15 protein-coding genes are annotated in these 12,630 nt (G+C 62.5%); 7 read left to right on the plus strand and 8 right to left on the minus strand.

Going from position 1 to position 12,630, the window contains the following annotated elements:
- Positions 1–330: 330 nt before the first annotated feature.
- Complete coding sequence (locus tag NKI99_RS12055) at positions 331–534, minus strand: CsbD family protein (protein ID WP_023809505.1); 204 nt, start codon at positions 532–534, stop codon at positions 331–333.
- A gap of 63 nt (positions 535–597) precedes the next feature.
- On the opposite strand from NKI99_RS12055, the gene NKI99_RS12060 reads away from it, so the two are divergent.
- Positions 598–1,023, plus strand: a complete 426-nt coding sequence (locus NKI99_RS12060) for a Rossmann-fold NAD(P)-binding domain-containing protein (RefSeq protein WP_352610931.1) — start codon at positions 598–600, stop codon at positions 1,021–1,023.
- A 127-nt stretch (positions 1,024–1,150) separates the two neighbouring features.
- Here NKI99_RS12060 and NKI99_RS12065 read toward each other — a convergent pair whose 3' ends face one another.
- The 7 genes from NKI99_RS12065 to NKI99_RS12095 form a co-directional block, all read right to left on the minus strand.
- Positions 1,151–1,879 carry an ABC transporter ATP-binding protein gene (locus NKI99_RS12065; protein ID WP_023809507.1) on the minus strand — a complete coding sequence of 243 codons (729 nt, stop codon included), beginning with the start codon at positions 1,877–1,879 and terminating at the stop codon, positions 1,151–1,153.
- Positions 1,879–2,643 (minus strand): ABC transporter ATP-binding protein, encoded by a 765-nt coding sequence (locus NKI99_RS12070; protein WP_023809508.1) that lies wholly within the window; start codon positions 2,641–2,643, stop codon positions 1,879–1,881. Before NKI99_RS12070 ends, NKI99_RS12065 begins: the two co-directional genes overlap by 1 nt.
- 2 nt (positions 2,644–2,645) lie before the next feature.
- Positions 2,646–3,605: a branched-chain amino acid ABC transporter permease gene (locus NKI99_RS12075; RefSeq protein ID WP_245273097.1), complete on the minus strand. Its 960-nt coding sequence runs from the start codon at positions 3,603–3,605 to the stop codon at positions 2,646–2,648.
- Positions 3,605–4,516 (minus strand): branched-chain amino acid ABC transporter permease, encoded by a 912-nt coding sequence (locus tag NKI99_RS12080; RefSeq protein ID WP_023809510.1) that lies wholly within the window; start codon positions 4,514–4,516, stop codon positions 3,605–3,607. The genes NKI99_RS12075 and NKI99_RS12080 overlap by 1 nt, the downstream gene beginning before the upstream one ends.
- A 118-nt stretch (positions 4,517–4,634) precedes the next feature.
- Positions 4,635–5,753, minus strand: a complete 1,119-nt coding sequence (locus NKI99_RS12085; protein ID WP_352610932.1) for a branched-chain amino acid ABC transporter substrate-binding protein — start codon at positions 5,751–5,753, stop codon at positions 4,635–4,637.
- A gap of 146 nt (positions 5,754–5,899) precedes the next feature.
- The gene (locus NKI99_RS12090; protein ID WP_023809512.1) at positions 5,900–6,535 is read right to left on the minus strand and encodes an RraA family protein; all 636 of its coding nucleotides are present in this window, start codon (positions 6,533–6,535) and stop codon (positions 5,900–5,902) included.
- A 52-nt stretch (positions 6,536–6,587) separates the two neighbouring features.
- Entirely contained in the window at positions 6,588–6,782 is a 195-nt protein-coding gene (locus NKI99_RS12095) for a hypothetical protein (protein ID WP_352610943.1), read from the minus strand.
- Between NKI99_RS12095 and NKI99_RS12100 the strand changes: the two genes are divergently transcribed.
- The 6 genes from NKI99_RS12100 to NKI99_RS12125 are packed head-to-tail and all read left to right on the plus strand — an operon-like array spanning position 6,774 to position 12,494.
- Complete coding sequence (locus tag NKI99_RS12100) at positions 6,774–7,550, plus strand: SDR family NAD(P)-dependent oxidoreductase (RefSeq protein ID WP_023809514.1); 777 nt, start codon at positions 6,774–6,776, stop codon at positions 7,548–7,550. The two genes, NKI99_RS12095 and NKI99_RS12100, sit on opposite strands and share 9 nt — an antisense overlap.
- A gap of 6 nt (positions 7,551–7,556) precedes the next feature.
- The gene (pxpB, locus tag NKI99_RS12105) at positions 7,557–8,219 is read left to right on the plus strand and encodes a 5-oxoprolinase subunit PxpB (RefSeq protein ID WP_352441939.1); all 663 of its coding nucleotides are present in this window, start codon (positions 7,557–7,559) and stop codon (positions 8,217–8,219) included.
- Positions 8,216–9,196, plus strand: coding sequence for a 5-oxoprolinase subunit C family protein (locus tag NKI99_RS12110; protein ID WP_023809516.1), 981 nt, complete (start codon positions 8,216–8,218; stop codon positions 9,194–9,196). Before pxpB ends, NKI99_RS12110 begins: the two co-directional genes overlap by 4 nt.
- Positions 9,193–10,356: an epoxide hydrolase family protein gene (locus NKI99_RS12115; RefSeq protein ID WP_352610934.1), complete on the plus strand. Its 1,164-nt coding sequence runs from the start codon at positions 9,193–9,195 to the stop codon at positions 10,354–10,356. The genes NKI99_RS12110 and NKI99_RS12115 overlap by 4 nt, the downstream gene beginning before the upstream one ends.
- A 38-nt stretch (positions 10,357–10,394) precedes the next feature.
- Complete coding sequence (locus NKI99_RS12120; RefSeq protein WP_023809518.1) at positions 10,395–11,426, plus strand: Ldh family oxidoreductase; 1,032 nt, start codon at positions 10,395–10,397, stop codon at positions 11,424–11,426.
- A 42-nt stretch (positions 11,427–11,468) separates the two neighbouring features.
- Positions 11,469–12,494, plus strand: coding sequence for a proline racemase family protein (locus tag NKI99_RS12125; RefSeq protein WP_023809519.1), 1,026 nt, complete (start codon positions 11,469–11,471; stop codon positions 12,492–12,494).
- Positions 12,495–12,630: the final 136 nt, after the last annotated feature.

Below are 12,630 nucleotides of genomic sequence, written 5' to 3' on the forward strand. Positions count from 1 at the left end.
CTGGTGGCCGCTGCAAGCGCCCTCAAACGCCCGATCATCCCTGGATCGTGCAGGAAACAGCTCAATCATCGCAACGAAAATCACACCAACGGGCCGAACACGAATGTAGCAAGCAGAACAAGGAAAATCACAGCGATAACTGCGACCGCCCACATGACAATCCTTCTTGTCCCCCGTTGCTCTTGCTTGCGAGAGATATCTTCTGACACAGTACGAAATCCTTGCTGCAAAATTCAACTGACGATAAGGCTCGGCGCCTGCATGGCCCGGACCTGCCGAATTGGCACCCGGGCCGCGTCTTGGAGTTGGCCGCAGCCGGGGCTCACACGCCTACCAGCCCTGCCGACCGTACCAGTCATCGATATCGCGCCGCACACGGTCCTTTTCGAGGCCGTAACGCTCCTGGATCTTGCCTTCGAGTTGATCGCGCTTGCCGGCGATGCGGTCAAGGTCATCATCCGTGAGTTTACCCCACTGCTCCTTGACCTTGCCTTTCACCTGTTTCCAGTTTCCTTCCACGCGGTTCCAGTCCATGACACCGTTCTCCTTCGGTTTGAAAACGTCTAACCTCGGAGAGCAAACGCAAATCAACGACGGATGTTCCTGGAACTCGACAGCAAGGCGCTTGTCTTGCTCTCACAGGCCGCGATCCATTCCTTTACGCTCAGTCTGCGTCATCAATTGAGGTCGAGCGGAATTCGGGTGGTGGAGATGGCTCCGCCAATTGTCGATACCGGTCTCGTTGGCAGCACCCGCAGCGGAGGAACAGCCAACCGTATGATGGTCAGTCCGGACGAATTCGCCACCGAGGCGCTGCGCATTCGAAGCGGACAAGGACGAGGTGCTTGTCGGTATTTTGGCCCATACGCGCCGGATGGGCGAAGCTTTGTTCGAGCGGATGAACAATCACTCCTGAGCCATTATGGGATCGCCGTCGCGGTTGCGGCAATCCGCTGGTTTCCGTGCGTCCCTCGAGGTTTTGTCAGCTATGTCCCCGGGGTCGGAACACAGACTGGATGGTAGGCCCGGAAGGTCAACGTTTCTACAGAATCAACTCGTTGTGGCTGATCCCACTCCTGCAAGGCGGGCAAATCATGGACTGGAGCGGCGGCCTCATTCTGTAAAATCCGGGCGTTGGCAGCTTTGCCAGCTAAGCAGCGACGCCACCTAAATAGGCGCTGATAACCGCTTCATTGCTCGCGAGATCGCTGCCTGGTCCCTCAAGAACAACGCGTCCGGCCTTGAGAACGTAGCCGTAGTCGGCGAATTTCAAGGCGACTTTGCTATTCTGCTCCACAAGCAGAATGGTCACGCCTTCACGATTGAGGCGCTGCACGATGTTCATGACTTCCTTGATCAGTTGCGGCGCCAGACCCATGGAAGGCTCATCGAGCAACAGCACCTTGGGCGCGGCCATGAGGGCTCTGCCGATCGCCAGCATCTGCTGCTCGCCTCCCGAGAGGTTCCTTGCATCGCCATTCTGTCTGCGCGCCAGGATGGGGAAGAGCTCAAAAACATGATCCAGCCGCCGCCGGCGCTCGACGTCGTCGGCAAGCGTGAACGAGCCCAGGTCGAGGTTCTCCCTGATCGTCATGTCGCCGAAAATACGCCTTCCCTCCGGGACGTGGACGAGCCCGCGATGCGGCAGGCGATGGGCAGGGACTTTGGTTATGTCCTCGCCCAGGAAGCGGACACATCCGGAGGATGCGGCAACAAGGCCGGACAGCGTGCGCAGGGTGGTGCTCTTGCCCGCACCATTCGCGCCAAGCAGGGCGACGATCTGGCCGCGCTTGACCGAAAGGCTGACACCATGAAGGGCTTCGATGCCGTCATAGCGTGCGACGATGCGGTCCGCGGAAAGAACGATTTCGGCGTCCATCAGTCCTCCGTACCGAGATAGGCTTCGATGACCCTGGGGTCTTTTCGCACGGCCTCCGGCGGTCCGTCGGCGATCTTCTGCCCATAGTCGAACACCACGATCTTCTCCGACACCTGCATGACCAGGCCCATATCGTGCTCGATCAGCAGGACGGTGACACCGGTTTCGTCACGGATGCGGCGGATCAGGTGAACAAGGTCCAGCTTCTCGCGCTCGTTCAGGCCGGCGGCGGGCTCGTCCAGCAGGATGAGCTCGGGCGCCGACGCCAGGGCTCTTGCGAGTTCGAGCCGCCGTTGATCGCCATAGGAAAGACCACCGGCACGGCGATGCGCATGCTGCTCGATGCCGACAAAATCGAGCCAGCGCATGCCAGCCGCGCGGATCGTCTCCTCCTCGCGCCGCTGTGCCGGCAAGTGCAGGATCGCCGACATGATGCCGTGGCGGCTGCGGCAATGCTGGCCGGACATGGCGTTTTCCAGAACGGTCATTTCCTTGAACAGCCGGATGTTCTGGAACGTGCGGGCGAGGCCGAGCGCGGTGATGCGATGCGGCGGCAAGCCGGTGATTGGCCGGCCGCCCAGACTGATCGAGCCGCCCTTCGGCTTGTAGAAGCCGGTCAGGCAATTGAAGAGTGATGTCTTGCCGGCCCCGTTCGGCCCGATAAGACTGTTGATGGCGCCTTTCTCAACCGAGAACGAAATGTCGTGAAGGACTTTCAGTCCTCCGAAACTGAGACGCAGGTCGCGGACTTCCAGCAGCGCCATGGTCAAACTCGCTTGTCCGGCCACAGCCCGTTCGGCCTGAAGAGCATGATTGCCAGCAGCGCAACCGCGGTCACCAGGGGACGATAGGTTCCCGCGCCGCGCAGCACCTCCGGAAGCAGGGCCACGAGAACAGCACCAAGGACGACGCCGGGAATGCGGCCCATGCCGCCCAGGACGACGCCGAGAAGGATGAGCAGCGATTGGTTGAAGGTGAAACTCTCCGGCGAGATGGCCGTCATCTTGGCTGCGTAGAGGCATCCGGCCACGGAAGCGATCACAGCGCCCATCATATAGGCTTGCAGCTTGGCCGTGACACGGTTGATGCCGATGCCAGCGGCGGCGTCCTCATCGTAGCGAACGTAGAACCAGGCTCGTCCCATTCGCGATCGCTCGACGCTCAGACAGACGAAGGCGGTGAGAAGCGCAAGCACCAGGAACGCATAGTAGAAGTGCTGCACCTGCATCAGCCTGAAGCCGAATATCTCCGGGCGCTCGATGCCGATGAGTCCGCTCGCGCCACCGGTGATGTCGAGGTTGCGGGCGATGATGCGCACGATTTCGCCGAAGCCCAGCGTCACGATCGCCAGATAGTCGCTGCGCAATCTCAATGTCGGAGCCCCGATGATGATGCCGGCCACGCAGGCGGCGACCATGGCGACCGGGATGGTAAGCCAGAAATTGAACCCGAATTCCGCGGTCAGGATGCCTGATGTGTAGGCGCCGACCGCGAAGAAGGCGGCGTAGCCGAGATCGAGCAGGCCTGCATAGCCGACGACAACGTTGAGGCCGAGGCACAGAACGACATAGAGCAGCGCCGTGGTTGCCACCTCCGTCACATAGGCGTTGGCGAATTGCGGCAACACCAGCGCGCAGGTGAGCGCCGCCAGGCCGGGCAGCACGACGGACCAGCGCATCAATTGCGGTTGCCCGGCGGTCGGCATGGTTCTCACTTCGTCGGTCATCACACCCGCTCCACGACAGAGCGTCCAAGAAGGCCGGTCGGCTTGAACACAAGGAACAGGATCAGGGTCCCGAACACGAAGACGTCACGCCACTCCGAGCCGACGAAGGGCAAGGACGAACCGAAAGCTTCGAGCAGGCCGAGCAGCAATCCGCCGAGCATGGCGCCCGGCACGCTGCCGATCCCACCTATGACCGCGGCGGTGAAGGCCTTGAGCCCCATGATGAAGCCCATGAAGAAATGGACACTGCCATAATAGGCGCCGGCCATGACCCCGCCGCCGGCAGCGAGCGCCGAGCCCATGAAGAAGGTCAAGGCGATCACCCGGTCGACATCGATGCCCATCAGGCGGCTCGCCCCCATGTCGATGGACACGGCGCGCATCGCCTTGCCGTACATGGTGCGTGAGACAAAGGCCTGCATGCCGGCCATAAGAGCGATGGAGGCGGCCACCAGCACCATCTGCGTGTAGGTGATGTGAACGGTGGAAATATCCACGCCGGCAAAACCGAGGTCCGTGTTGAAGGCGTAATGCCGCCCGCCTGTCAGGGCGAGTGCCGTGCCGTTCAGCACCATCGACGCGCCGAGCGCCGTGATGAGGATGGAGAGGCGCGGCGCATTGCGCATCGGCCTGTAGGCGAAGCGTTCGATGATGACGCCGAGCAAGCCGACAGCCAGCATCGACACAAGCAGGGCGCAGACCACGCCCAGCCAGCCATTGCCGACCCATATGCCGACGAAGGAGAACACGATGAGGCCGACGAAGGCGCCGTTCATGTAGATGTCGCCATGGGCGAAATTCAGGAGCTTGATGACGCCGAAGACCATGCTGTAGCCAAGCGCGATCAGGGCATAGAACGAGCCGACGATAAGACCGTTCACCAGTTGCTGAATAAGCAGGTCGAGCGTCATTGATGCTCCAGGGCAGAATTGAAAAAGTCTTGTCTGAGCGCAGCGTCGGCACACCAGACAATCGGCGGTGACGCCGAGGCCGCCACAAGGCCTGCCTCGGCGTCAATCCGGTTGGCCTTTATTCGGCTACCCACTTGCCGCCCTTGGCGATCACCGGGCGGAAGTTTGACGTCTGGAGCGTGTTCTTGTCGGTGAACTTGATTTCACCGGCAAGGCCCTTGAAGTCGCTTGCCTTGAGCGCTTCGATGATTGCCTTTTGATCCGCCGACTTGGCCCGCGTGATGGCATCGACGATCAGGTCGCCCACATCATGGGAGAGAGCTGCATAGGCGCCGGCGTCGCGGCCATAGGCCTCCTTGTACTTGGCCTTGAAGTCGGCGGCGCCAGACAGGAGGTCGACGGTGGGCGGGGACAGCAGATACACGCCCTCACCGGCCGAGCCGGCGATTTCCAGATACTCCGGCGAATTGTTGCCATCGCCAAGCACGACGCCACCCTGGAACCCGGCCTGCCGAAGCTGCTTGGTGAGCAGTGCGCCACCGGCATGGTAGGCGGTCCAGAAGACAGCGTCCGCGCCGCTCGATTTGATCTTGGTGACGACCGCCGAATAGTCCTGCTCGCCGGCCGTGGTGGTCTCCTTGGCGGCAATCTCGCCGCCTGCGGTCTTGAAGGCTTCGGCGGTCAGCTTGGCCAGGTCGGACGAATAGGCATCGCCTTCGTCCACGACCGCGATCTTCTTGTAGCCGTTCTTCTTGAAGAGCTCGACAGCTGTCGTCGCCTGCATGTCGCCGGTCGAATTGGCGAGGAAGGCATTGCCCTGATTGGCGGCGACCAGCTTGGTCGAGTTCGCTCCGATGATGACGAATGGAATGCCGGCGTCACCATAGATCTTCAATGTCGGCAAGACGGCGCCCGAGCAGTAGCCGCCGACGATGGCGGTCACGCCTTCCGAGACAAGCTTGCTGCCTGCGGTCACCGCCTGCTGCGGATCGCAGGCGTCGTCGGCGGTAGTGGTGATGATCTTGTCGCCGTTGACGCCGCCTTTGGCGTTGACGGCATCGATCGCCATCTTCACGGCGTTCTCCATATCCTGCCCCTCACTGGCCAGTTGGCCAGTCATGGGGGCCACAATGCCGATCTTGATGTCGGCAGCCGCGGCCATCGTGGTCATAGCCAGCCCGGCAAGGGCGGTGGCACAAGCAAGCCTCTTGGCAAGCCTCTTGAAGGAAACAACCATTAATTCTCTCCATTTCCCCTGTTGGCGCATCCAGGCGGCGTGCCCGAAATGCATTGTTTCGCCCCTCGGTTAGCTGGGGAGCGGTTATGTTGAGCAGGATCGCCAGCCGGCCACGCGATGGTCACCGGCAGGACCTGACCCGCCGATCAGTGACTGCCGCCGGCAGCCCGGGCATAGGCTCCCTGGTAGCGGTTCTCCCGGATGCTCTGCATGATCTCGGCCTCACGCGCTTCTTGCGCCCTGACGGCGGCCAGCAAAGCCGCGGCATCTTCGATTGGAAATGCCACGACGCCATCCTCGTCACCGACGACGATGTCGCCGGGACCGACGACCATGCCGCCTATGCAGACGGGAACATTTATGGCTCCCGGACCATCCTTGTAAGGTCCGAGATGGATGGCCGACCGTGCGAAGCATGGAAACGGATTGCGGCCGATGGCACCGGCATCGCGAATGGCGCCGTCGATGACAATGCCTGCGGCGCCGCGCGACGCCGCGACACTTGTCATGATCTCGCCGACCAGCGCGCGTCCTTCATACCCGCCGCCATCGACGACGATGACGTCTCCGGGCTGCAACAGATCGAGCGCACGATGGATGAACTGGTTGTCGCCGGGGCGGGTCCTGACCGTCAGCGCCCTCCCCGCCATGACGCCGCCCACCCGGTGAAATGGCCGCAACCCGACAGCCCCGGGGACACGGGCGAGATTGTCGCTGATCAACGGCGTCGCCAGAGCGCGGAACGCGTCGATCAGTTCGCTTTCCTGTGATCCATCCGCCATCGTCTGCACTCCCCGTCGTCGGCACTTTTATGAATATAGTATCCAATCACAATTAATTCAATGGAGTCAACCGGCTTGCAATGGTCGGCAGAAAAAAGCCAAAGCAGCCCATAAACGCCGCCACTTGGGCAAACATGACGGCAAAGGCCCACCCGTCCGGGCTTGCAATGGCGGCAAAGTTCAAGATATATTGGATAACATATCCATAAACGCCATGATTGTAAAAAGGGAATTGGCTGTGAAGCATGCAGGAAAAGTCGTGATCGTTACCGGGGCGGCACAAGGCCTGGGCCTTGCCTGCGCCGAGCGCTTTCATGCCGATGGCGCCAAGGTTGTGCTTGTCGACGTGCAGGCCGATCGCGGGCGCGAGCATGCCGAACGTCTTGGTGAGCGTGCCGCCTGGCTATCGGCGGATCTCTCCGAATGCACGCAGGAAATGGCAGCCGATGTTGTTGCCAAGGCCACAGAGCGATTCGGCGGTGTCGACGTCCTCATCAACAATGCCGGCATCATCCATCTGGACGATTTCGTCGACTTCCCCGAGGAAGCCTTCGACCTGGTTCAGCGCGTCAATCTCAAGGCGCCCTTCCTTCTCGGGCAGGCCGCGGCAAGGGCCATGATCGCGCAGGGACGCGGCGGCTCGATCATCAACATGTCGTCGATCAACGCCATCCTGGCCATCCCCAATTCCGTTGCCTATGCCGTGTCCAAGGGTGGCATCAAGCAATTGACGGCGGTGATGGCCGTCGGATTGATCCCGCATAACATCCGCGTCAACGCCATCGGCCCCGGCACCATCCTGACCGACATGGTCAAGAGTTCGGTCATGGCCAGCGAAGCGCAGCGCCAGACCATCCTGTCGCGCACGCCAAGCGGCCGATGCGGCGAACCATCGGAGATCGCCAGCGTCGCTTCCTTCCTGGCCAGCGACGATGCCTCCTACATCGTCGGCCAGACCATCTATCCGGATGGCGGTCGCCTGATCCTGAACTATACGGTGCCGGTGAAGGACTGACCGCCCATGGTTGTCGGTACGCCTCACATCAGTCTTGCGGGATCGGGCGCGCTGCTGCTCGATGGCGTGCAGGGGGCTTTCAGCGATGCCACCCAGGAACTGGTCTGGGCGGTGGCGAATGCCGCGCTGCGCCTAGAGGGGGTGCGCGAGGCCGTTCCCGGCATGAACAACCTGCTGGTGGTGTTTGACCCACTCGCTACGGACGCCCACAGCGTCACGGGTCAGCTGATGTCGCTCTGGGCTTGCACCGATGCCCACGCGGTGACCGGCACGCATCATACCATTCCCGTCAGTTATGGCGGCGCGCGCGGCGAGGATCTCGCCGGCTGGGCCGCACATTGCGGCATGTCTGTCGACGAGACCGTCAGCCGCCACGCGGCGGCCACCTACACCGTCGCCGCCATCGGCGCCATGCCGGGCTTTCCCTATCTGTCCGGTCTCGACCCGCTGCTTGCCTGGGCAAGGCGCAGCACGCCTCGCCTCAAAGTCACTGAGGGCGCCGTCATCATTGGTGGCGCGCAGGCGGGTATCATGCCGATGACTGCGCCTTCCGGATGGCACATAATCGGCCATACCGACGTGAAGCTGTTCAAGGCCGAAGCGGAATTGCCCGTGCTGCTCAGGCCCGGAGACAAAATCCGATTCGCAATCGCAGAGATCGAGGCATGATCGAGATCCTCACCACCGGCTTGCCGAACACGGTCCAGGATCTCGGCCGGCCCGGTCATCTGGCGCTGGGGGTCAGCCATGGCGGCGCCATGGACAGGCAGGCGCTGGCGATCGCCAATCTCATGCTGGGCAATGACCCCTCGGCTGCCGGGATCGAGGTCGCGCTTCATCCGTTCCGGCTGCGCGTGCATATCGACACCGCCGTCGCCATCACCGGCGCGGATTGCGCCGTCAGCGTCGGCGATCGGCCCTGTCCACCCTGGTGGGCCATGACGATCCGCGCCGGCGAGACCCTAGTCCTCGAAACCCCGCGCATCGGTGCTCGTTCCTACATCGCCTTTGCCGGCGGGCTCGATCTGCCGTCCGTCATGGGGTCGCGCGCGACGGATGTGAAAGGCGGTTTCGGCGGTTTCGCCGGACGCGGTCTGTCCCGCGGTGACCGGCTTGCGCTCAACCCTGCGCAATGCCGCCTTCCCGCGGGCGGCATCGGCGCAGCGCTGGAAGAGCGGCGAGGCGCGGCGGACGGCTTGGCCTCGGCAATCGAATTGCGGGTTTTGCCGGCCGCCGAGTTCGACGCCTTCAGGCCGGAGGCCCAGGCGGCTTTCACCGGCAGCGAATGGAGCATCACCAACGACGCCAACCGTATGGGATATCGCCTTGCCGGGGCGACGCTTTCCCTCCTCTCGCCGCTGGAATTGCTGTCCCACGGCATCGTGCCGGGAACTGTTCAAGTGCCGCCGTCCGGCCAGCCGATCATCCAACTTGCCGATGCCAACACCTGCGGCGGCTATCCGAAGATCGCCACGGTGATCGAAGCCGATTTCTGGCGGCTGGCGCAAGCGCCGGTCGGCGCTCGCCTACGTTTCTTGCCGGTCTCGATCGAAGCGTCGACAGAAGCGCTTCGCGCGAACCGGCAGCAAAGTCACGACTTTATCGCCGCCCGAAACCTTATGGCCGGCGAGCAGAGGGCTCCATGAAAATTCGCCCCTTCACCATCGAGATTGCCCAGTCTGAAATCGACGATTTGAAGAAGCGCATCTCGATCTGGCGCGAGCCGGACCAGTTGCAGGCAATAGGCTGGACGCAGGGAACGGAGCACGAGCAACTGCGCCGACTAATGCAACACTGGCGCACTGGCTTCGATTGGCGCAAGCAGGAAGCCGCCTGGAACATCCATCCGCACTACCAGACGGATATCGGCGGCGAAACCCTCCATTTCATCCATGCGCGCGCCGCTGTCGCAACCGGCAGAACGGTCATACTCACCCATGGCTGGCCAGGCAGCGTCTTCGAATTTCATGAGTTGATCCCGCTTCTGACCGACCCGCTTTCGCATGGCGGAAGACAGGAGGACGCCTTCAACGTCGTGGTCCCCTCGATTCCCGGCTATGGCTTTTCAAGCCGACCGACCAGGCCTGGTCTCAACCTGTTCACCGTCGCCGACCTTTGGGCCGAGTTGATGAGCCGTCTCGGCTACAAACGATATCTCGCGCAAGGTGGCGATCTGGGCGCCGGCGTGTCGACCTGCCTGGCGCACGCGCATCCAGACAGTCTCGCCGGGGTGCATCTGAACTTCATCCCCGGCTCATACTCACCTCCTCACGATCCAGGCCCGGATGGCGACCTAAGCTTGGAAGAACGCGCCTTCCTGGAACGGAAAGCCGAATGGGCGGATATTCATGGCGCCTATGCTCATATTCAAGCGACGCGCCCGCAAACGCTTGCCTATGGGCTGACGGATTCGCCGGTCGGACTGGCAGCGTGGATGATCGAGAAGTTCCGCGACTGGAGCGATTGCGATGGCGATCTGGCCAACGCCGCATTTTCGCGCGACGACATGCTCGCCAACATCTCGCTTTACTGGTTCACCCGGACCGTCGCTTCGTCGATGCGACTCTATTGGGAAACGCGCGCCCGTCCGCTTGCATTCGCGTCCGGCACAGCGATCAACGTCCCGCTTGCAGTGGCTTTGTTCCCCAAAGAGCTGCCGATGCCGCCCAGGAGTTGGGTCGAGCGCGTCTTCAAGGACATCCGCCAGTGGACAGCGATGCCGCGCGGTGGTCATTTCGCAGCCCTCGAGCAGCCCGCTTTGCTTGCACAGAATATAAGAGCCTTTGCCGGCGGTCTGGATTTTTAAAGGCAGCGTTTGCGCGCAGCCAAACCCGAAGGCCAGAAATGAACAATACCGCCCTCACCATCGATGCCTTGCATAAGCGCGTCGATGCAATTTTCCGCAAGGCCGGACTGAACCCCATCCAGGCCAGCGCCATCACACGGGTCATCGTCGCGGCGGAGCGCGATGCCTGCAAATCGCATGGTATCTACCGGATCGAAGGCGCGCTGCGAACGATCAAGGCAGGGAAGGTAAACCCAGACGCGGTGCCCGAACTGTTGCCGCAAGACGCTCCCGCCATTGTGAAAGTGGATGCGAAGCACGGCTTCGCCAACCCGGCCTTCGAACTGGGCCTGCCGGTGCTGGTCGAGCGGGCACGCTCCTGCGGCATCGCCGCGCTAGCGATCAACGATGCCGTGCATTTTTCCGCCCTTTGGGTGGAAGTCGAAGCCTTGACCCAGGCAGGCCTTGCCGGCCTGGCCATGTGCCCGAGCTATGCCACCGTCGCTCCGACCGGTGGCAACGGACCGTTGCTGGGCACCAATCCTTTTGCCTTTGGCTGGCCGCGTAAAGAGCAGCCTCCCTACGTTTTCGACTTCGCGACCTCGGTTGCCGCGCGCGGCGAGATCGAGCTCCACCGCCGGGCAGGCAAGAAGCTGCCGGAAGGCTGGGCCATGGATTCGGACGGCAGGCCAACGACCGATCCCGAAGCTGCCCTGGCGGGCGCCATGCTTCCCTTCGGCGGGCACAAAGGCTCCGCCATCGCGACGATGATCGAACTGCTCGCCGGGATCATGATCGGCGACCTGACCAGCCCCGGGGCGCTCGAGCTGCTTGGCACCACGACGCTTTATCCGTCGCACGGAGAGTTGGTCATCGCTTTCTCGCCGAAAGCCTTCGCCGCCGGCCGGCCCGGCAATCCGCTGGGCCGTGCTGAAGCGCTGTTCGAGGCGATCTTGGGCCAAGGTGCGCGCCTACCCTCGCAAAGGCGGTTCCTAGCCCGCGAGACGTCGGAGCGCGACGGTATCGTCCTCTCGCACCAGGAAATGGAACAACTCGATCGTTTTCTCGAACGGGGGCTCGACACGGTCTGAATCGGTATCGCCAGGGCCAAGATCAATCACTGGAGGAGAAAAATGCGCTGGACGAAAACATTCACGGTCGTCGGCTGCCATGCCGAGGGCGAAGTCGGCAATGTGATCACCGGAGGCGTCAAGGACGTTCCGGGCAAGACCATGTTCGAAAAGAAGGAGTATCTCGAAGCGCATATGGACGACATTCGTGGGCTGCTCTTGTTCGAGCCGCGCGGTGCGCCCTACGTCAACGGCAACATCATCCTGCCGCCTTGCGATCCCTCGGCGGATCTCGGTTACGTCATAATTGAAAGCACCGAATACCCGCCCATGTCGGGCTCCAACACCATCTGCGTCGCCACCGTGGCGCTGGAAACGGGCATGGTGCCGATGAAGGAACCCGAGACGCGGCTGCGCATGGAGGCGCCGGCCGGCATGATCGAGGTGCGCTGCCTCTGCGAGAACGGCAAGGTGAAGCAGGTGGAGTTCACCAATGTGCCGGCTTTCGCGTTCCACCTCGACACACCTGTCGAAGTCGAGGGGCTCGGCACGATCACCGTCGACACCTCCTATGGCGGCATGACTTTCGCCCATGTGAACGCGCGCGCACTGGGCTTTTCCATAACACCCGACGAGGCACACCAGATGTCGCTGATGGGCCAACGTATCAAGAAGGCGGCCAACGAACAGCTCGTTGTCGTGCATCCGGAGAACGCTAAGATCCGCGACGTGTCCAACGTGATTTTCGAAGGCCCGATCAAGCGCGTCGACGGTCGCGTGGAAAGCGTCAACGGCACGGTGTGTCTGCATGGCAGGCTCGACCGCTCGCCTACGGGCACCGGCACCACCGGGCGGCTGGCGGTGATGTCGGCAAAGGGGCAGATCGCCAAGGGAGAGCTGTTCCGCAACAAGTCGATCATCGGGACCCATTTCGATTCCCGGGTGATCGCCAATGCGCGCGTCGGCGATCGCGACGCTGTCGTGGTCACCATTGCCGGGCAGGCCTGGATTACCAGCATTGGCCAGTACGGCCTCGACCCGACAGACCCTTATCCACGAGGGCATCGCCTCAGCGACGTCTGGTTCTGAAACGGACGCGGGCGGGGCCCGGGGGCCCGCCGCGGAAACCCGGGGGGGGGTTGGGCGCCGCCACGAGGCCCCCGCCGCCCGCGGGCGCAACCCCCAGCCCGTGCAAAGCGGGGGCGGGGCCCGCCGCCCGCGGGTG

This window comes from Mesorhizobium sp. M0239 (genome assembly GCF_040321815.1).
Lineage (GTDB): Bacteria > Pseudomonadota > Alphaproteobacteria > Rhizobiales > Rhizobiaceae > Mesorhizobium.